This is a genomic window from Streptomyces nigrescens, from assembly GCF_027626975.1.
Lineage (GTDB): Bacteria > Actinomycetota > Actinomycetes > Streptomycetales > Streptomycetaceae > Streptomyces > Streptomyces nigrescens.
In genome coordinates this window covers 2,050,185-2,069,611 of the sequence record NZ_CP114203.1, presented here as the reverse complement: position 1 = coordinate 2,069,611, position 19,427 = coordinate 2,050,185, and the positions used below count along the sequence as shown (strand labels likewise).

At 71.1% G+C, this 19,427-nt stretch carries 18 protein-coding genes; 11 read left to right on the top strand and 7 right to left on the bottom strand.

What is annotated here, in order from left to right; all coding sequences use genetic code 11:
* Positions 1-910: 910 nt before the first annotated feature.
* The 3 genes from STRNI_RS09345 (at position 911) to STRNI_RS09335 (ending at position 6,992) form a co-directional block, all read left to right on the top strand.
* Positions 911-1,654: a glycosyltransferase family 2 protein gene (locus STRNI_RS09345; RefSeq protein WP_277410920.1), complete on the top strand. Its 744-nt coding sequence runs from the start codon at positions 911-913 to the stop codon at positions 1,652-1,654.
* A gap of 500 nt (positions 1,655-2,154) precedes the next feature.
* Positions 2,155-3,963 carry an HSP90 family protein gene (locus tag STRNI_RS09340; protein WP_159485564.1) on the top strand — a complete coding sequence of 603 codons (1,809 nt, stop codon included), beginning with the start codon at positions 2,155-2,157 and terminating at the stop codon, positions 3,961-3,963.
* Entirely contained in the window at positions 3,960-6,992 is a 3,033-nt protein-coding gene (locus tag STRNI_RS09335; protein ID WP_277410919.1) for a tetratricopeptide repeat protein, read from the top strand. The genes STRNI_RS09340 and STRNI_RS09335 overlap by 4 nt, the downstream gene beginning before the upstream one ends.
* Before the next feature lie 158 nt (positions 6,993-7,150).
* Here STRNI_RS09335 and STRNI_RS09330 read toward each other — a convergent pair whose 3' ends face one another.
* A complete protein-coding gene (locus tag STRNI_RS09330) occupies positions 7,151-7,681 on the bottom strand; it encodes a CGNR zinc finger domain-containing protein (protein ID WP_018088935.1) in 531 nt (176 codons plus the stop codon).
* Between the two features lie 56 nt (positions 7,682-7,737).
* Between STRNI_RS09330 and STRNI_RS09325 the strand changes: the two genes are divergently transcribed.
* Complete coding sequence (locus tag STRNI_RS09325) at positions 7,738-8,019, top strand: MFS transporter (RefSeq protein WP_277410918.1); 282 nt, start codon at positions 7,738-7,740, stop codon at positions 8,017-8,019.
* Positions 8,016-9,119: an MFS transporter gene (locus STRNI_RS09320; RefSeq protein ID WP_277410917.1), complete on the top strand. Its 1,104-nt coding sequence runs from the start codon at positions 8,016-8,018 to the stop codon at positions 9,117-9,119. The genes STRNI_RS09325 and STRNI_RS09320 overlap by 4 nt, the downstream gene beginning before the upstream one ends.
* Positions 9,120-9,148: 29 nt before the next feature.
* Here the strand turns inward: STRNI_RS09320 and STRNI_RS09315 are convergent, their stop codons facing one another.
* Positions 9,149-10,168, bottom strand: coding sequence for a helix-turn-helix domain-containing protein (locus tag STRNI_RS09315; RefSeq protein WP_277410916.1), 1,020 nt, complete (start codon positions 10,166-10,168; stop codon positions 9,149-9,151).
* Between the two features lie 159 nt (positions 10,169-10,327).
* Between STRNI_RS09315 and STRNI_RS09310 the strand changes: the two genes are divergently transcribed.
* Positions 10,328-10,990, top strand: a complete 663-nt coding sequence (locus tag STRNI_RS09310; protein WP_277410915.1) for an NAD(P)H-dependent oxidoreductase — start codon at positions 10,328-10,330, stop codon at positions 10,988-10,990.
* 78 nt (positions 10,991-11,068) lie between these two features.
* Here the strand turns inward: STRNI_RS09310 and STRNI_RS09305 are convergent, their stop codons facing one another.
* The gene (locus STRNI_RS09305) at positions 11,069-11,686 is read right to left on the bottom strand and encodes a TetR/AcrR family transcriptional regulator (protein ID WP_229838412.1); all 618 of its coding nucleotides are present in this window, start codon (positions 11,684-11,686) and stop codon (positions 11,069-11,071) included.
* A 56-nt stretch (positions 11,687-11,742) separates the two neighbouring features.
* Here STRNI_RS09305 and STRNI_RS09300 point away from each other — a divergent pair, with 56 nt between their 5' ends.
* Together STRNI_RS09300 and STRNI_RS09295 are read left to right on the top strand one after the other, a co-directional pair.
* Complete coding sequence (locus tag STRNI_RS09300; RefSeq protein WP_037741184.1) at positions 11,743-12,234, top strand: DUF1453 domain-containing protein; 492 nt, start codon at positions 11,743-11,745, stop codon at positions 12,232-12,234.
* A 151-nt stretch (positions 12,235-12,385) separates the two neighbouring features.
* The gene (locus STRNI_RS09295; protein WP_159485556.1) at positions 12,386-13,219 is read left to right on the top strand and encodes an SDR family oxidoreductase; all 834 of its coding nucleotides are present in this window, start codon (positions 12,386-12,388) and stop codon (positions 13,217-13,219) included.
* Positions 13,220-13,258: 39 nt separating this feature from the next.
* On the opposite strand, the gene STRNI_RS09290 is transcribed toward STRNI_RS09295, so the two are convergent.
* The 3 genes from STRNI_RS09290 to STRNI_RS09280 all read right to left on the bottom strand — a co-directional run bounded on the left by STRNI_RS09290 (position 13,259) and on the right by STRNI_RS09280 (position 15,970).
* Entirely contained in the window at positions 13,259-13,972 is a 714-nt protein-coding gene (locus STRNI_RS09290) for a hypothetical protein (protein ID WP_229838413.1), read from the bottom strand.
* Between the two features lie 93 nt (positions 13,973-14,065).
* The gene (locus tag STRNI_RS09285; RefSeq protein ID WP_159485554.1) at positions 14,066-14,437 is read right to left on the bottom strand and encodes a hypothetical protein; all 372 of its coding nucleotides are present in this window, start codon (positions 14,435-14,437) and stop codon (positions 14,066-14,068) included.
* Between the two features lie 27 nt (positions 14,438-14,464).
* Complete coding sequence (locus STRNI_RS09280) at positions 14,465-15,970, bottom strand: zinc ribbon domain-containing protein (RefSeq protein ID WP_159485552.1); 1,506 nt, start codon at positions 15,968-15,970, stop codon at positions 14,465-14,467.
* Between the two features lie 369 nt (positions 15,971-16,339).
* On the opposite strand from STRNI_RS09280, the gene STRNI_RS09275 reads away from it, so the two are divergent.
* Positions 16,340-16,906, top strand: a complete 567-nt coding sequence (locus tag STRNI_RS09275) for a DinB family protein (protein WP_159485550.1) — start codon at positions 16,340-16,342, stop codon at positions 16,904-16,906.
* Positions 16,907-16,997: 91 nt separating this feature from the next.
* Here STRNI_RS09275 and STRNI_RS09270 read toward each other — a convergent pair whose 3' ends face one another.
* Positions 16,998-17,168, bottom strand: coding sequence for a hypothetical protein (locus tag STRNI_RS09270; protein WP_174876319.1), 171 nt, complete (start codon positions 17,166-17,168; stop codon positions 16,998-17,000).
* A gap of 220 nt (positions 17,169-17,388) precedes the next feature.
* Between STRNI_RS09270 and STRNI_RS09265 the strand changes: the two genes are divergently transcribed.
* Together STRNI_RS09265 and STRNI_RS09260 are read left to right on the top strand one after the other, a co-directional pair.
* Positions 17,389-18,339 (top strand): GlxA family transcriptional regulator, encoded by a 951-nt coding sequence (locus tag STRNI_RS09265; RefSeq protein WP_148589088.1) that lies wholly within the window; start codon positions 17,389-17,391, stop codon positions 18,337-18,339.
* A gap of 247 nt (positions 18,340-18,586) precedes the next feature.
* Positions 18,587-19,285, top strand: a complete 699-nt coding sequence (locus tag STRNI_RS09260; protein ID WP_167540502.1) for a DJ-1/PfpI family protein — start codon at positions 18,587-18,589, stop codon at positions 19,283-19,285.
* Positions 19,286-19,427: the final 142 nt, after the last annotated feature.

Genomic DNA, 19,427 nt, shown 5'->3' with positions numbered 1-19,427 from the left:
CCGACGCCGCCGTCGGCTTCAGGGGGTGGGCTGGCAGGCCGTGACCATCGATCCGTGCTTCGGGAGCTGAGCAGACATCCCAGGCAGCGGGCGCGGTACCGAGGGCGAGCGGGGCGAAGAGGTGGCGTGGCTGAGTGGTCCGGCCAGGGCGCCGAGGCTAACGGCGCGAGGGCGCGGCGATGGTGAGGGCATCCAGCTCAGGGCAGTGAGCCAGTACTGCCTTGAGCTGGAGGCGCTCAGCTTCGGGCAGGTTGTCCGGGTGCCGCAGGATCCATCCGGCGACGGTGCGTGGCGACCGCGGCCGCGGGTTGATCGGCTGGGCGAGGTCCGCTTGGGATAGATGTACGCGCACGGCACCGTAACCACCCTTGTAGCCGCGGGCGATGATCTTCCCCCCGGTTCCCGGCATTGGTGCAGCCCTGGGCCCATCGTTCGTCCAGGTACGGCTTGAAGTCGTCGAGCTTCGTGGGCCGGCTCTGTCATTGCCCCTGGAAGAGGTCTTCTGGGGCGGCGGAGTCGGCGAGGCGTTTGACGGTCCGGTGGGTCATGTGGAGCTGGCTGCCGATGGCACGCCTGCTGTGGCCCTTGGCCAGTAGCGCGTGGACGGTGGTGTGCCTTTCGCGGGTGGGGTCGGCGCACCGGTGCTCTGTTGGCCATGGTCATGGTGATGTGGTCGGTGCGTCGGCGGCCTGAGGAGCCAGGTCCCACTCAACCCGTCGCCCAGCACGGCCGAACTTCACAACTCCAGGGGGCCAGGGGGCTGTTCGAACTTGGGTTACTGTGGTGCGACAACTGGCATCGGGTCTCGACCCCGGACGTCTGCGGAGGTCTGGACCACGGCGTGCCGCATGACCCCCGGGAGTCGGCCCGTTTCCCGGCGTAGCGCCGCCGATGCTGACTTTGTACTGACTTGCTGACCCCGAAATACCCTCTGACCTGCAACGATGCCTTGCTGTGTCTCTTCGGGTTCCACTGGCACCGCCCCATCCAGGCCCGCGCCAACAGCCCCATGGTGTGCTCGGGTTGCTGCTCCGTCTTCCGGCGCGACGACCTGATGACCTTCGGCGGCTTCCCCGAGCGGACCATCGTCGAAGACATGGATTACACGTGGTCCCAGCAGATCGCGGGCAGACGCGCGGTCTACGTCTCCGACGCGGTCGCGCTGGCTGCCGACCCCGAGGACCTCACCTACCTCCGCAAACAGGTCTGGCGCTGGATGGCCGGCTTCTGCCAGAACGTCCGGCTCCACCTCGGGCGGCTGATCCGCCACAAACCCTTGCTGGCGGTCTGGGTGCTGCTCGCCCTCCTGGAGATCCTCACCGCGCCCTTGTGGTGGGCGACTCCGTTCTTGCTCGTCGCAACAACCGACCAGCCACCCGCACTCGCCTTCGCCTGGTGGGCCGGCGCCGAACTGCTCCTGACGATCCCACCACTCCTCTACGCCGCCCGCCGCCGCAAACTCTCCCTGCCCACAGTGCTGTTGAACATCCCCTGCGTCTACGCAACCAAGGCCGTCAACCTCGTCTACGCCTGGAAGGCCCTCATCGTCGAACTGCTGCTGGTACCCCTCCACCTGGCACGAGGCCTCACCGTCTACGAGAAGGGAAGGGCCGACCACCGGCCGACGCGGACAGCTCTCGCCGGGGCGGGGTGAGGCGCGGGTAGGCGTCCTGCCGGCCACTGGAATCAAGGCAGATGACCCGAGGGCGCCGCCGGGGCGACAAAGACTCCGGCGGCCCCGAGGGGCCATATCCCGCCGCCCACGAACGCGTCACGGGCGGGGCAGGGAAAGCCGCGCCTACCGTGCTCGGGGCGGGTCGTCCGGCCGGGTCGTCCGGCCGGGCCGAATCCGACCGGCTGCGGTCACCGCCCGGGGGTCGGCCTGCCCCCGCCCGAACGTTGCTCCTTCCCCTTGTGCAAAGAGAGGTATCGAACGTGCCAACAGGCCGTCGGGCGGCGCGAGGTCGAGGCGTCCCGTCAGGCGGCGCGCGGTCGAGGCGTCCCGTCGGGCGGTGTGACCCGGGCGCCCGGCGGGGCGGAATTCCATGGTCGGGTCGTCGGCGCGGCTCCTATGATGGCCAGCCCTGACCACTGGCGGCCACGGCCGCACTATCCGCGCGGCAGGGCAGTGAATGTCCGTCGACGCACCCCTAAATGACTGCTGATCACATACCGCACACCTTCCAGGTCGATCTCCGGGGCCTGGTGGATCTGCTCTCCCACCACCTCTACTCCAGCCCCCGGGTCTATCTGCGCGAACTGCTGCAGAACGCCGTGGACGCCGTCACCGCACGCCGCGCCGAGCAGCCCGACAGCCCTGCCCGGGTGCGGCTGCACGCGGACGCCGGGGGGCTGCGCGTGACGGACACCGGGATCGGGCTGACCGAGGCCGATGTGCACAGCCTGCTGGCCACCATTGGCCGCAGCTCCAAGCGCGACGGCCTGGAGTCGGCCCGTGCCGACTTTCTCGGTCAGTTCGGCATCGGCCTGCTGGCGTGTTTCGTCGTCGCGGAGGAAATCCGCGTCGTCAGCCGCTCCGCGCGAGACCTCACCGCCCCGCCCGTCGAGTGGACGGCCCGCGACGACGGCTCGTACACCGTGCGTACGCTGCCCGGAGACGCGCACCCCGAGCCCGGCACCACCGTGCACCTCACGGCCCGGCCCGGCGCCGCCGAATGGCTCGCCGAGGACCGGGTACTGAGCCTGGCCAAGGACTTCGGGACGCTTCTGCCCTATGACGTACGGGTGGGGGAGGAGCCGGTCACCGACCGCCCGGCCGTCTGGGAGCGCGGCTACCCGAACCCCGCCGCACGCCGTGTCGCCCTCGCCCGCCACTGTCATGAGCTCTTCGGTTTCACCCCGCTCGACTCCATCGACCTCGATGTGCCGGTCGCGGGCGTACGCGGTGTCGCCTACGTCCTGCCGTCCGCCGTCAGCCCCGCCCAGCGCGCCGGGCACCGGGTCCACCTCAAGGGCATGCTGCTGACCGAGCGGGCCGATGAACTGCTGCCCGACTGGGCGTTCTTCGTCCGCTGTGTCATCGACACCGACAGCCTGCGCCCCACCGCCTCCCGCGAGAGCCTGTACGCCGACGAGACCCTCGCCGCGGTCCGTGACGCCCTCGGTGCGCGCATCAAGGACTGGTTCACCGCACTCGCCGCCGGAGAGCCCGAGCGGCTCGCACAGTTCCTGTCCGTGCACCACCTAGGCGTGAAGTCGCTGGCCAGGCACGACCGGGACGTGCTGACCACCATGCTGCCCTGGCTGCCGTTCGAAACCACCGACGGGCAGCTGTCCTTGGAGGAGTTCGCCCGCAGGCACCCCGTCGTGCACTTCACGCGGACCGTCGAGGAGTACCGGCAGGTCGCCGCGATCGCCGCCGCCCAGGGCATCGGCGTCGTCAACGGCGGCTACACCTACGACGCCGAGCTCGTCGAACTGCTGCCGTCGGTACGGCCCGGCACCGATATCGCCGAACTCGACGCCGACACCGTCACCGCCCACCTCGACCCGGTCGACCCCGCTGAGGAACTGGCCCTGTCCGGATTCCTCGGCGCCGCCCGGAGCAAGCTCGACCCGCTCGGCTGCGACGTGGTGCTGCGCACCTTCCACCCGGTGTCCGTCCCCGCCCTCCACCTGGACGACCGCTCGGCCCGCCAGGAACGGGCCCGCGCCGAGGAAGAATCGCAGGCGGACGAGTTGTGGGCAGGCATCCTCGGCAGCCTGCGCGGCAGCGCACCGCGTGCCCGGCTCGTCCTCAACCACCACAACCCGCTGGTCCGCCGGATCGCCCGGATCGATGATCCGGAACTCGTCGGGACCGCCGCCGAGGCGCTGTACGGCCAGGCCCTGCTGATGGCCCCGCGCCCGCTGCGGCCCGCCGACTCGGCGCTGCTCAACCGTGCGTTCCTGGACCTGCTGCGCTGGGCCACGCACTCGGACGGCCAGGAGGAAAGCCGATGACGTACGAGAACGGCACGCCGCACACCGTCGAGTCGATCCGCCAGGCCCTGTGGGAGAACGACGCCGAGCCCAAGGGGCCGGCCCGCACCCACCGTGCCGAGGAACTCGTCGCCCTCGCCGAGACGGCCGGCGACCGGCAACTGCTCCTCGACGCACTGCTGGATCTGATCAGCGCCTACCAGTTCAGCTCGGAGAGCGGCAAGACGCTGGTGCCGTTCTCCCGGCTGCTGCGCATGTGGGACGAGAACCCCGGGGATTTCAGCGGCCCGGCACTCCACCGGCTCCACTGGCGATTCAAATGGATCATTTACAGCCTCACCGGCAACCCCGACATCCCGCTGGACGCCATCCGCCGCTGGCTCCCGGACATGGAGCGCCACTACCGCATCGCCGGGTATTCCCTGCGGCCGGTCCGCTCGGCCGAGTTCTACCTCGCCCAGCACCTCGGAGACGACGCCCTGGCCGCCCGGCTGCTGGAGGAGTGGACCGGCGCCGACCGGGACCGGATGAGCGACTGCCTGGCCTGCGAACTCAACGAGCAGGGCGAATGGCACGCGGACCACGCGGACGACGAGCGCGCCCTCGCCACCTGGGCACCCGTACTGAACGGGGAACAGTCCTGTGCGGAGCAGCCGCACCTCATCCTCGCCCTGTCCCTGGTGCCGCTGCTGCGTCTCGGGCGGTTCGACGAGGCCCGCCGCAACCATCTGCGGGGCTATCGCCTGGCCCGCGGCAACGGCAGCCTCGTACCGGCCCTCGCCCGCCACATCGAATTCTGCGCACTGACCGGCAACGAGGCCCGTGGCCTGGAGATCCTCGCCGAGCATGCGGCGTATCTCGACAACGACGGGGAACCGCTCTCCCGGCTGGAGATACTGAGCGCGGCGGCCTTGCTGCTGCGCCGTCTGGTGGAACTCGGCCACGCCGACCGCCCGGTGCCCTTGCCGGGCGGCATCACCGTCACCGCGGAACAGCTCCTGGCCCGTACGCGGGAAGCCGCCGACGGCCTGGCCCGCCGTTTTGACGAGCGCAACGCCACCGACCGGGTCGGCACACGGGTGGCCGCGCGGATGGCCGGCACCCCGTTCACCGACCGGCTCCCCCTCGGTGTCCGCGGCGCCCGGCTCGCCCCGGGGTCCGTCGCCCGGCCGAAGCCTGCGCCGGAGTCCGCGCCGGAGTCCGCGCCGGAGTCCGCGCCGGAGTCCACGCCGGAATCCGCTCCGGAATCCGCTCCGGTGGCGGCCGAGGCCGGCTCCGAGGACCTCGCCGCACTGCTGGCCGAGGCCCGGCGCCTCACCCTGGCCCAGCACCCGGACGCACGCGCCGCATGGCGGGCGGTGGCCGAAACCGCCGAACGGACCGGCACCGGACTGGACGCGTCCGCCAGCGCCGAGGTGACCTACCACGCCGCCGTCGACGCGCTCGACGACCCGGACACGGCCGTCTCGCTGTTCCGCCGGGCCGCCGAGCAGTTCGAGGCCGCGGGTGACCTTGGCGAGGGCGCCGCCGGCCGGGCCCGGGCCGCCTACACCACGGCGGTCTCCGGCCGTACGGAGAAGGGGCTCGCCGAACTCGACGCGCTCTGCGGACAGTTGCGCACCCTGCACGCCGACGGCCGGGCCACCGCCCGGCAGCTGACCGGGGCGCTCCTGGCTGCCGCCCGCGTCCGGCGGGGCACGCTCCCGTCGGCGCCGGACCCCGAGGCGGCCGCGGAAGCCCTCGCGGAGGAGCTCCGTGCGGTGCTCCGTCTCGCCGAGGAGCACCGCACAGAGGACCGGCGGATGCGCTCCCGCATCGCCGACACCTCCTGTCTGCTGGGCGGTCTGCTCGCCGGGCGCGGCGACGCCCCGCAGGCCGCGGAGCTGTTCGCCCGGGCGGTGGAGCTGTACCACGAGGCCGCCGCCCCCTGGTTCGCCGCGGAGGCCGAGGCCCGGCTCGCCGAACTCTCCCTCGCGCTGGGCCGTCCGGAACAGGCCGAGAAGGCCGCCCGCGCCGCCCTCGACCACGGCGCCGAGCTGCTCGAACCCCTCGGCCGCGCCCACCTCCACCTCATCCTCGCCGAGGCCCTGGCCGCCTCCGGTCAGGACGACAACGAGGTGGCCGGCCACGCCCTCGAAGCCACGCACTGGGCCGACGAGGCGGCCGGAAGCGAAGCGCTCGCCGCCTGGGCGCGGCTGGTGCTCGGTGGCGCCCTGCTCCGCCTCCGGCGCTTCGACGAGGCGGCATCCGTCCTGGAGAGTGCGCTGCCGGACCTCCAGGAGCACCACCAAGAGGGACAGGTCGTGCAAGCCCGCTGGTGGCTCGGCGAATGCCTGGACGCGCTCGGCGACCACCGGCAGGCCAGTGAACAGTTCCTGTTCGCGGCCGACATCGCCAAGGGCTGGGACGGACAGCGCGACCACGCCGTCCTCGCCCACCTCGCCGGCGACGCACTCAACGGCGCCGGGCTCAACGAGCAGGCCGCCGCTGCCTACGCCCGCGCCGAGGAACTCTGGCGCGGCCTCGGCCGGCCGCACAATGCGGCCCGCGCCGTGCGGGCCCAAGCCTGGCTCGCGCTGCGCGACGCCGGGCGCGGCCTCCCGGCCGCCCGCGATCTGATGGCCACCGCCGAGCAGTTGCTCACCGAGGCCGTCGCCGAACCGGCGGACGACGACAGCCACGCCATGCTGCGGACCGCACTCGCCGGCACCTACCGCCAGACCGGCGAACTGCTGGTCCGCGGCTGCGCGTCCGAGCCCGGCGACGAGGACCACGACGGCACGGCGCGGCACGCCTACGAGGAAGCCCTCGGCTACGCGGAGAAGGCGATCACTGTCCTGGCCCCGCTCGGCGAGACCGGTCGCCACGACCGCACCGGCGCCCAGCTGATGGCCGCCTGGCTGGAGGCCGACCTCGGCCGGAACTCCGCCGCCGACACCCGCGCCCGTGCCGTCCTGGACGACTACGGCGACGAGGACGGCAGCGGCCCGGACGCCACCGCGGAGCGGCGCCGGGCCGAGGCACGGGCCCTGCTCGACTACATCGGGTAGGCCGGATCCGTACGCGCGCCTGCGGGAAACGACGGTGCGGGGGAGGGTGGGGGAGCATTCCCATCCTCCCCTCCGCGCCGGATACCGCCGCGCCCCGACCGGTGCGTCCGGCGGGGTGCCGGCTTCCGCCCCTACGGGTGCGCGCACCCCCGCCGCTCTCACCCGCTGCGTTCCGCGCGCCGTGCGCGGAAGCGGCGCACGGCATCGCGATTCGCGCAGGCATGGGAGCAGTAGCGCTGCCGGCCGGCCCTGGTGAAGTCGCCGTACGCGCGACCGCATTCGGCCAGGGCGCAGCGGCTGAGCCGGTCCATACCGCGTCCGGTGAGGTGCAGCGCCGTACCGACGCTGACCACGGCCCGCACCACACCGGCCAGTCCCAGATCGTCGTCGCGGTAGTGGATGTGCCAGCCGCCGTCGGCATGGTCGGTGAGCCGGGGATGGCTCGATGACATCGTCAGCAGTTCGTTCAGCTCGGCCGCTCTCTGCCGGGGCGTTTCGGCATCGACCACCGCCAGCCAGCGCGGGATGAACGCCAGGAGTTCCGCCAGATCGGCTTCACCCACCGGCCGGTCGATCGCCATGCCCGCCTTCACACAGCGGTCGGCGAATTCCTCGGGGGAGCGGGGCGGTACGGCCGCCAGATCGACGATGAGCCGTACGGGATCTTCTCCGTAAGGGTTCTGTTGCACAAGCCTATTACAGCAGGCTGTTTCCGGAGTCACCCCGCCCCCGGAAGGAAGCACTGATGCACAAATGGCTGCCGCTGGTTGCCACTTGCTCGGGAACGTTCATGCTGCTCGTCTACTCGACGATCGTGACGGTGGCGCTGCCCGGCGTGGCCGACGACCTGCACGCAAGCTTCAGCTCCCTGCAATGGATCATCGATGTCTACACCCTCGCGCTGGCCGGCCTGCTGCTCGGCATGGGATCACTCGGCGACAACCTGGGCCGCAAACGCCTCTACTTGACCGGCCTCACCGTCTTCGCCCTCGCCACCCTCGCCTGCGGTCTTGCACCCACGTCATGACGCTGATCGCGGCACGCGCGGTACAGGGACTGGCCGGTGCCGCGATGTTCTCGACGCTGCTGCCGCTCATCGGACTGACGTACACCGGCCGCGACAGAGGCGTGGCCTTCGCCGTATGGGGTGCGGTCGCCGGTGCCGCCGCCGGCATCGGCAATGTCGCCGGGGGAATCCTGACGCAGTTTCTGTCCTGGCAGTGGATCTTCCACGTCGGAGTGCCGGTCTGCCTGGCCACCCTGGCGCTCTCCGCAGCGGTGCTGACCGACGACGCCAGAACCCCGACCCGCATCGACTACCTGGGCATCGTCACGTTCACGCCGGCGGCCCTCGGCATCACCTTCGGCATCATCAACGGGGGTGAGCAGGGGTGGACCTCCGGCCCGGCCGTGCTTGGCTTCGCCGTCGGGGCGGCGATGCTCGCGTTGTTCCTCCTCGCCGAACGCACCGGCAGCAACCCGATGATCGCGCCGGCCCTTTTCCGCAAGCGGGAGTTCAACGGCACCCTGGTCGCGGCCATGGGCTACTACCTCGCCGGATTCGGGGCGCTGCCGGTCATCTCCCTCTGGCTGCAGGACGGCGCGGGGCTCAGCGCGCTGTCCACCGCCCTGGTCATCACCGTGCAGCCGGTGGCCTTCTTCGCCACCTCGGCCGTGGCCGGCAGCATGCTGCACCGGCTGCCCGCGCACCGGACCCTCGGCGGCGGCGCGCTCGCCGTCGGAGCGGGAAACGTACTCATGCTGGCGATCGGCGCCGGTTCGTCCTGGATTGCGCTGATCCCCGGCCTGGTGGTCACCGGGGTCGGCGCGGGCATCGTCTCGCCCGTCCTGCCGTCCGCCGCCATGTCCGCCGCACCCGCGTCACAGAGCGGAGTCGCCTCCGCGGCGGCCAACTGCGCCCGCCAACTCGGCCTGGCCCTGGGCATCGCCGTACTCGGCTCCGTCTTCCATCGGTTCTCCACGACGTCCGGCAGGACCGGCCTCCACGCGGCCTACGCCCATGGCCTCACCGCCGTGTTCGCCGTCGCCGCCGCCATCGGACTGGGCAGCGGAATCCTGGCCCTCCGGCTTCTCACACCACCACGCCCTGCCACACAGCCGGCGTAGAGCCCCGCGACGAGCGGCCCTCGGGGTGGTCAGCGTGGGCCGCCACCCTCGGCGGAATCCGCCCCGGCCGACCGCTGGGCTGGCGCCATCACGGTCATCGCCAGCCGGCCGAGGGCGACGGCCGCCTCGCTGTCCTCCTCGGCGCTGAACACATGCACCACCAGACCCGTCTCACCGGGCGCGGCCGGGACGTGCAGCGTCTCGTAGTCCAGGGTGAGCAGCCCGGCCTCCGGGTGCCGCAGCCGCTTGCGCCCCGCCGCGCACATCACCACCTCGCCGGTCTCCCAGATCCGCCGGAACTCGGCGCTGCGCGCGGACAGTTCGCCGACCAGGGCGGTCAGCTCCGCGTCGTCGGGGTAACGCCCCGCGGAGACCCGCAGCTGGCCCACGGCCTCGCCTGCCCGGTCCTCCCAGTCGGGGTGGACGGTCCGGGAGGCGGGGTCGAGGAAGAGGTATCTGGCGTTGTTCCGGTCGCGGCGGCCCGGGTCGGCCACCCCGCCGATCAGCTCGGCACCCAGACCGTTCCAGGCCACCACGTCGAGGCGGTGGTTCGTCGCGAAGGCCGGGAAAGGCGCCATGGAGTCCAGGAGCCGCTGCAGCAGGGGGCTGACCCGGGCCCTGGGCGCGGGGTCACGCCTGGCACCGGCCAGGGTGGCGAGATGCCGGCGCTCTGCCGCGTCGAGACCGAGCGCCCCGGCGAGCGCGTCGAGCACCTCGGTGGACGGCTGGGTGGCCCGCCCCTGTTCGAGGCGTACGTAGTAGTCGACGCTGATCCCGGCGAGCTGGGCCAGCTCCTCACGGCGCAGCCCGCGCACCCGTCGGCGACGGCCCCCGGCGAGCCCGACGTGCTCCGGCGCGACGCGCCCCCGGCGGGCACGCAGAAAGCCCCCGAGCGCCCGCTGGGCATCGCCGACCCCGTCGACCCCGCCGGCGCGTTCGGCGCACTCGATGGCACCGCCGCCCCCGCCCCCGCCCTCGCCCCCGCCCTCGATCCGGTCGTCTACGCCGTCTACGCCGTCCATGCGCTCGATGTGGTCCACGCCGTCCATGGGCTCAAGTATGCGTGGCCCTCGCAGTACCAGGACCGCCATTCCGCCGGTCGAACAGGGTGCTGGTTACCCGCTCGCGCCCGGGAGAACGTGGGGACATGAACGAAGCCGCACACCTTTGCGGTCGAGCACTTGCGGGCGGCAGGGCACGAGGTGCGGGTGTCCGACCTCTACGCGATGAAGTGGAAGGCAGCAGTGGACGCCGACGACTTCCCCGACCACCCGGCGGACCGGCAACTGGGCGTGATGGCCGCCTCCGAGCGGTCCACGCTGGCGGGCCGGCTGGCGCCCGACATCGCGGCGGAGCAGGAGAAGGTGCGCTGGTCGGACGCGGTGATCCTGCAATTCCCGATGTGGTGGTTCTCGGTGCCCGCGATCCTGAAGGGCTGGATCGACCGGGTGTTCACCAGCGGGTTCGGCTACGGCCCGGAGGTGCCGCCGCCCTACAGCGAAGGCGCCCTGGCGGGACGGCGTGCGCTGCTGTCGGCAACGATGGGCGCCCGGGAGTCGGCGTTCTCCGACCGCGGCATTCACGGCCGGCTGGCGGACGTCCTCCACCCGGTGCAGCACGGCCTGTTCTGGTTCACCGGCATGGCGCCGCTCGAACCGTTCGCGGTGTACGACGCGAACGAGCTGCCGCAGGACCGTTTCACGGCGGCGAAGCAGGCGTACGGACAACGGCTCGACGGCCTCTTCACGGACGAGCCGGTCCCGTTCCGGTCGCTCGTCGGCGGCGACTACGGCCGCGATATGCGACTGCTGCCGGGCGCGGAGTCACCGGGAACTGCCGGACTGGACCTCCACGTCCACCCACAGGCCTGAGCGGCGGGGCAGCCGCTCCATGTGACCCTGCCGTCACGGCGAGGAGGCTCGCGTCCGGCCGAGGGCGCCGGCATCAGGTCAGCTGCCGGCTCTGAGGGCTTCCAGGTGCCGTCGCAGTACCTGTCGGAGCAGCTTCGGCGGATAGCGGTCCGGCAGCAGGGTTGCCTGGAGCGTGAGTCCGTCGAGGAGGGCGGCCAGTCGCGTGCTTTCCAGTTCGACGTCCATGCCGTCCGGCAGCCCGCCGGCGGACTGGGCCTCGTGCAGTACGCGCGACATCAGGCTGTGCAGGTCGGCCTGCATCTCGGCGGCGCAGGGCCGCAGTTCGGGGCGGGTGTGTGCGGCGGCGGTGAACGCGAGCCAGAGTGCCGCCTCCTGGCGGCGGGGCTCGTCCAGGGGGAGGAGCTCGGCCAGGAGCTCCTCTGTCTCGGCCCGGCGGTCGGTGTGGCCGTCGGGGGCCAGCAGTCGCTCGGCATGGGGGCGGACGCGGTCGCCGATGCGCCGGCTCAGCTCCCGCATGGTGAAGGTCATCAACTCGTCGTGATCGGCGAAGTAGTGGCGGACCGAGCCGATGGCGAGTCCGGCTTCCTCGGCGACGTTGCGCAGCGACGCATGCTCCAGCCCCTGCCGGGCGGCGACGGACAGGACGGCCTGCGCCACCGCCCTGCGGCGGACCACGGGATCAACGATCTTCGGCACATTGCCTTTATAGCACGACCGGGCTAACATTTTTTTAGCTCAATCGTGCTATCAAGATGGGTGGTATCTGCGTGAACCCCTGGCTGCTCGCCGCGATCATCGCGGTGGTCGTGATCGCGGTCGTGATCAAGCGGATGATCGGCGAACCGGTCAACGCAAGGGACCTCTTCGTGGCCCCGGCGATCCTGACCGGGATCGGCATCCTGTCCCTCGTCAAGAGGACGGATCTGACCGGCACCGACCTCACCTGGGTCATCACGGGCGCCGTCTTCGGTGCGGCCCTCGGCGCACTCCGCGGCGCCACCGTTCAACTCGTCGACAAGGGAGGCGTCCTGTGGCAGCGGTACACCGGCCGCACCTTCCTCGCCGTGATCGGCACCCTGGCGCTCACGGCCGGCTTCAGTGTCCTGGCGGTGAAGATGGGCATGCACGAGCACGCACGTCCCCTCCAGCTCTCCATCGGCGTGAGCTTCCTCGGCGAGTCCCTGATGGTCGGCCGTCGCGCCATGACGTCGGGGATCCCCTTCGCCCCGGCGCGTGCTCGCTGACGGCAGGCCATGAGCGGAGCCGGAGGGCCGGTCGGTATCGCCCGCCCGGCGGCCGGTCGGCATCGCCCGCGAACCCTCTTGACCTCAAGCAAAGTTGAGGTTCTAGCGTGCTCTCCAGCTGACCACCCTCTGACGGCAGGAGAAGGCACCCGTGATCCTCGTGACAGGAGCCACCGGAAATATTGGACGCGCTCTGCTGGAGGAGCTGCGCGCATGCGGTGCAGGGCCGGTGCGAGGTCTTACCCGGGACGCCGCACGGGTCACCTTCCCTGAAGGAGTCGAAGCCGTTGAGGGGGATCTCGGACGGGCGGGATCCCTCAACTCGGCGCTCAATGGCGTGCGTTCACTGTTCCTGGTGCAGGGCATGGGGGCAGAGAGTGAGGTTCTTGAGGCTGCCCGGCAAGCAGGTGTGGAGCATGTGGTCCTCGTGTCGTCGATCACGGTGCAGACCCATCCGCACCTGCCCGCCGCCGGGGTGAATGCGGCCGTCGAGCGGTTGCTGAAGGACTCCGGTATGGCCTGGACGATCCTGCGGCCGACACAGTTCGCTTCCAACACCTTGTGGTGGGCGACATCGATCCGCGAGCACGGGACGGTCCATGTGCCGTACGCGGATCTGGGGCTTCCGACAATCCATCCCGCGGACATCGCGGCAGTGGCCCGAGCGGCGCTCGTCGAGCCGGGCCACCGAGGGCGGACGTACCCGCTGACCGGACCGGAGCGCGTCACGGCACGGCAGCAGGTGGCGGCCCTGGCTGCGGCTCTGGGACAAGAGCTGTCCTTGGTCGGGATCAGCCGGGAGCAGGCCCACCGGCAGATGGCTTCCTTCATGGGGGACGAGACCGCGAACGCGGTGCTCGACCTCATGGGCGGGGACCTCAACGAGGAACTGCTGAAGGTGCGCGACACCGTCCCGCAGCTCACCGGCCGCCCCGCCACCCCCTTCCGGCAATGGGCCACGGAGCACGCCGCCGCCTTCCGCTGAGCGCCCTGCCCCGCGGGGGAGGGGCGAGCCGGCGGACGGTCACCGCTGGGTGATGTCGGCGCTGACGATCGCGCCGTCGGACACCGTGTAGGTCCCTTGGTACACCCGCACCGAGCCGTCGGTCTGGGTCGCCCGGAGGACGGCGCCGACCTGCCCGGGGCTGCCGTCGTTCACCGCGCTGAGCTCGATGTGCGCCGTGGTGTCGAAGCCTGAGACCCACTTCGAGTACGAGCTGCCGCCGATGTTCTTGCCGCCGAGGTCCCAGGCCCCTGAGAAGTCCCCGGCGTTGATGTCCCGGTAGTACTCCTCCACGATGGCGCTCGCGTTGTCGGGGGACGGTGAGAGGTCCGACGGGCTGGGGGTCTCCAGGTCGGTCGGCGGCATGGTCTCGGGGTAGGTCGGCGCAATGGAGCCGATGTCGGTGGGCGGCATGGAGCCGATGGCCGGGTCCGGGGTCGGGGTCGGGGTGGCCGACGAGATGACGTCGACCGCCCCGTCGTCCGAGGAGCCGGTGGACGAGGCGAGAACCACGGCGGTCACCCCGCCCACCACGATCAGACCGGCCATCAGCCAGAGCAGCCACAGCGGGAGGATGGTGGGCCCCACACGGACGTAGCCGTGCCCGGCGGTCCCGGCGGGCCGGTCGGCGGCGGCGGACACCCCGCCCCCGCGCGGCATGCCGCAGCTCGGACAGGATGTCGCCGCGGCATCCTCTTGGAGCGCGCCGCAGTGCAGGCAGGACGGCATGGTCATCTCCCCCCGATGTCCCTCGTGTTCATGGAGCCGGCCTCGTGTTCATGGACCCGGCCTTCGCGTTCATGGACCCGGCCTTCGCGCCGGCCCCGGCTACAGCCCGTGGATCGCCTGCTCGATCGCCACCGCCAGGGTGGTCAGAGCGGTGAACCCCGGTACCGCGCCCACGAGCGCCCTGGCGAACACCTTCAGCTTGCCCTTGCGCGGTGTCTCCGAGGAGGCCTCCTCGCGCGCATCCTCGGCGGCCTCGATCAGATCGTCGCGTTCGGGGTGGTCGGACTGGCCGAGCTCGTCGATCAGCCGGGAGAGCAGGGCGTCGAGGTCCTGGGGCGACGGCTGCTGCCCGTCGCCGTACTGGGTCAGCCCGCTGTCCCGGACCTCCGCCTTGGCGTTCCTGCCACTGGCCACGGCGTTGCCGACGACATTCGAGCCGCCGGTGGCGATGATCCCGTCGTTCCTGCGCATGCGGATTCCTCATTCCTTCTGGGTTCGTCAGTCCAGCTTGAGCAGCGGGATCTTGTTGATGATGTTCATCGCGGTCCGGGACCTGTCGCCGGAGGCGACCGAGCTTGAGTCCACCCGCGCTCCGTGGGACGCGATGATGCCGTTGTTGATGATCGTCTGCTGACGCTGGATCAGCTCGCCCACGTCGATGCCACGCGCCTCGGCGAATTCGACGAGTGCGTCCAGAACCCGCTTCTCGACCGTCTTCAGGACCATGCCGCTGTCGGCCTTCTGGAAATGCCGTTGGTGGCGGGTGGCCGCGGCCTGCCGGCGGACGCTCTGCCGCGCCCCGTAGTCGAAGCTGCGCAGCCTGGTGATCAGCTTTCTCTGGCGGCGCAACCGCCGGGACATCCCGTAGTCGGGGGCGAATCCCGCGATCGCGCGCACGGGCGAGGCCAGCAGAATGAAAACGGTGCTGACCGCCGTCTCCGAGACGAGCTTGGCGAGCTCGCCCAGGGGCGGGCGGGGCATCAGGGTGTCGATGACCCGGTAGCGGTCGAGCAGGGGGAACAACACCGTCGGGACGGCTTCCACGAAGAGGTTGGAGTCCGACCGCACGAAGCGCAGGAACAGCGAGGTGACCAACTCGCCGCCCCAGCCGGTGGAGTGCACCGCCAGATAAGGGCGGGCGCCTTCCTCGGGCGTCCGCTTCAGCGCGTCCAGCTGATCGAAGGGGATCCGGGGGACGGGCCGGCCGAGCGGTTCGGGCAGGAAGCGGGTGTCCCCCAGGAGGGTCGCCCCGTCGGCGAAGAGCCGCTCCTCGATCTCCAGACAGGGCAGCGCCAGGGTGCTGACGCGCTCGGCGATATGGGCGTAGAGCTCCGTCACATCGAATTCCTGCGGCTCTCCCCCCGGCCGGCTCGATGTGGTGACGTCGAAGGTCAGGGACCATGAGTCGAGCTCGGCCCCGTAGCCGATGAACGGTGAATAGCCGCTGTAGGTGGTGACGTTCCCGTCGGCGTACTCGCCGATCTGGCGCAGACGCGTCGCGATATCGCCGTTGAGCGGCGGGGGCGCGGCCGCCGGGTCGAACCGGTCCGGGCGCAGGCTCTGCAGATGCCGACCGTATTTCGTCGAGAGCTCGAAGGAGAGCACCGTCACCCAGGAGAGGAAGAGCGCCAGCAGGGTGATCCCCCCGTCGGCGACCCAGAACGTGAAGACGAAGGCCAGCAGGAGCAGGACGGTGAGCACGAGATCCCGGCCGTGACGGCGCGCGTTGGCCAGATAGGCGTGCCGGAGCACCACGGGGATGTCGCACGCCGGGGCCGCCGCCACCCCCAGATGCGGTTCGGCGGCGACCTGTTTGATGAGCGACCCGGCGTAGGCGCGGTCCAGGTAGGCGGCCGCACACAGATACCTGGTCAGATCCCGGCCGTTACCCCAACGCGGCACGGCGGTGCGGCGGTTGGCGGCCAGGCCGGGCGCTGTCGGCGCAGGTGAGGGAGGGCCGGAAGGCTGCTGCGGCAGCGTCGCGGTCGCCTCGGTGGCCTCCAAGGCCGCTCCGCAGGAGCCGCAGTACGCGGCCCCCGGAACCGCTTCCCGGCCACATCCGGGGCATGTCGTCAAATGCGTCATTCTTCCCCCCACGCATGAGCCGAGCTCACGTCCAACAAGTGCACCACAAGAGCAATCTGAGCAAATGTCGGAGTCACCCTTTGAGGCTGGACCGTTACAGATCGGGAAGGGGGTGGCCGCCGCGTGCGCGCCCCGGCACCGGCAATCGCATGGACGGCACGAACGCGCCCCCCCTGCGCACAGACCGGCCCCTCATCATGACGCCCCCATGACGCCCCTCCCATAACGCCCCATGACGTCACCTCGAAGCGGGAATTCAGTGGCGAGTGCGGGCCGTCACGGACGAACATGCCATGCATGAGTGACCAACCCGCGCGATGGACCCAGGCAACCGTCTACCCCGACATGTGGGCCGATCCGGACGACGACCCCCGCAGCGAAGGACCTGGTCCGGACGGCGAGCTTCCGACGCTGCAGGACTTCCTGACGAACTACCGCAGGACCCTGCGGATGAAGTGCGAGGGTCTGGACGCGGAGCAACTGGCCCGTCGGTCGGTGCCGCCGTCGACGATGTCGCTGCTCGGCCTGGTCCGGCACCTCGCCGAGACGGAACGGGACTGGCGCAACTGGATCACCGACGGTGACCCGCTGCCGAAGCTGTACGGCGCGAAGGACGCGGACTTCCATGGAGCGGTGGCCGAGCAGGCCGTGGTCGACTCGGCGTACTCCGATCTGGAGCGCGAGCAGGCCGCGACCGATGCCGCGCTGGCCGAGCACCCGGACCTGGGCGAGCGGGTGGGGAAGGAAGGGATCGCCGTACGGGAGCTGCTGGTGCACAGGGTCGAGGAGTACGCCCGGCACTGCGGGCACGCCGACCTGTTGCGCGAGTGCGTCGACGGAAGGGTGGGCCAGTAACGAGGGCCATGGGGTGGCCGTGGGCTTGATCGCCGCACCGTGATGAGTCGGAAGCGACCTAGCGTTGGGGCCTGGCGTTGTCGGACAAGCCCTAGCGTTTCTGCGCCCGGTACCGCTTGAGGAGTGCGGTGATCTTCTCGTAGTTCGCCTTGCCGTTCAGTTCACTGAGGAGGTCGTCGGGGCAGAGTTCGTAGTGGTCGCCCCACCAGCGGCGCCCTCTGTTGTCCCAGATCCGGTAGCCGCCCGGTACTCCTCTGGCCACGTACCGCCGTCCCACGCTTCCTCCCCGGCCCGGTTCCGAGTATGCCCGCACGGCAGCGCGGGGGTACTGGGAGCAGCTTGGGTGCCGCACTCCGCGTGGGCAACCGCTTTTCTGCCGGGCCGCTCGGTCAAGGCGCATGGCTATGACGCACGGCTGATGGCCCGGCAGAAGGCGGCACCGGCAGCGAGTTCCAGGTGGCTGAGAGCTAAGCTCCGGACACATGCACACAGTTGCCATCCTGGCTCTTGAGGACGTGGCGGCCTTCGATCTGACCATCCCCTGCCAGGTGTTCGCCATGGCGCACGGCCCGGACGGCAGCCCTGCGTACGAGGTGCGGGTGTGTGCGGGGCGGACGGTCACCGCGACCGCCGGCCGGCATCCGTCCTTCCGGATCTCCTCGCCGTACGGACTGGACGACGCCCGCGACGCCGACACGGTGATCGTGCCCGGTGTCCGCCCGGACCGGGCGCCGTCGCCGCGAGCCCTGCGGCTGATACGCGAGGTGGCCGACCGGGGCGGACGCGTGGCGTCGATCTGTACCGGGGCGTTCGTGCTCGCGAAGGCCGGTCTGCTCGACGGGCGCCGGGCGACCACGCACTGGATGTTCGCCGGCCAACTGGCGCAGCGCTTCCCGGACGTGGAGGTGGATCCCTCCGTCCTGTTCGTCGACAACGGTCAGATCCTGACCTCCGCGGGCGTCGCCGCGGGGCTCGATCTGTGCCTGCACATGGTGCGCCGGGACCTGGGGGCGGCCGCGGCGGCCCGTACCGCCCGCATGATCGTCATGGCGCCGCAGCGAGCCGGCGGCCAGGCGCAGTTCATCGAGCACCGCGATCCCCCCAGCAACACCGACCACCTCGGGCCGGTCCTGGAGTGGATGCAGGAGAACCTCGACAAACCGCTGACCGTCGCCGACATCGCCCGCCGGGCCGCGATGAGCAGCCGCAGCCTGTCCCGGCGGTTTCGCGCGCAGACGGGGACCACTCCGCTGCAGTGGCTGCTCCACCGGCGTCTGCAGCGGGCGAGAGAGCTGCTGGAGACGACCGACCTGAGCATGGAGCGGGTCGCCCGGGCGGCGGGGTTCGGGTCGACCGAAACGCTCCGGCACCACTTCTCCCGGCATGTCGGCACCACCCCCACCGCCTACCGCGCGACGTTCCAGAGCTGCTGAGCTGTGAAGATGCGCAAGTGACGGACGCGGAGTGGGAGCGGGTTCAAGGCGAGCTGCGCTTCGGTCAGGTCTTCACGGGCACCGTCGTCCGAGTGCCCAGGCCCGCGGCGGCGGGCCGCCCGCGCCGACGCCGCTCGCACCTGGCCGGATCTTACGGACCATGGGCAGTCATGCCACTGTTCGACGGCCGTCGGCGTGGACAGACTTGGCGGCACATCGCGTCGCCGAACACTTTCTGGAGCACGACATGCACAGACGGAATCTTCTTCGCTCCGGCGTGGTCGCCACGGCCGGCCTCGGCCTCGGGGCGGTCACGACCGCCCCGGCGTCACCCGCCGAGCCACGTCGTGGGCCGCTGCGGGTGCACACGGTGCTCTACGACGGAGTGGAGGAACAGGACTTCGCCGGACCGGTGGAGGTCTTCGGCATCATCGAGCCGAGCCGGCTCAAGCAGACGTTCGTCACCGCCGGCGGACCGGGGACGGTGACCACGTCGTCCGGTATGGAGATCGTGATCCGGGCACCGTGGTCGCCGCGCTCGGCCGACGTGATCATCGTGCCCGGAGGCGGCTACGGGAAGGGGTCGGGGGTGAGCGAGCAGATCCGCCTCGGCACCCTGCCCAAGGCGCTGGCCGCGGCTCGCCGGACCGGTCTGACCCTGGCGGGGGTGTGCACCGGGACGATGCTGCTCTCCGCCGCCGGCCTCACCAGGGGACGGCCCTGCACCACGCACCACATCGCCAAGAAGGAGCTGGCGGAAGCGGGCGGGAAGGTGGTCGCCGGCCGGGTGGTCGACGATGGCGACCTGGTCACCTGTGGGGGAGTCACCTCCGGTATCGACCTCGCCCTGTGGCTCGTCGAGCGCCACTACGGACCGCACTCTGCCCTCGTCGCCGAAGAGGTGCTGGAGTACGAACGCCGGGGCACCGTCTGGCGAGCGGGGTAGGCCGCACCGTATTGCCGCCGCCCGCAGGTCAGTTGAGCGGGGAGGGCGCGTTAAATGGGGTCCTACGAGCGGCGTCCGCTGGGTAGTCTCGGCGCGGGAACGGCGCCGGACGGGGGCGAGACGCCCCGGCCGGAGAGCCGCA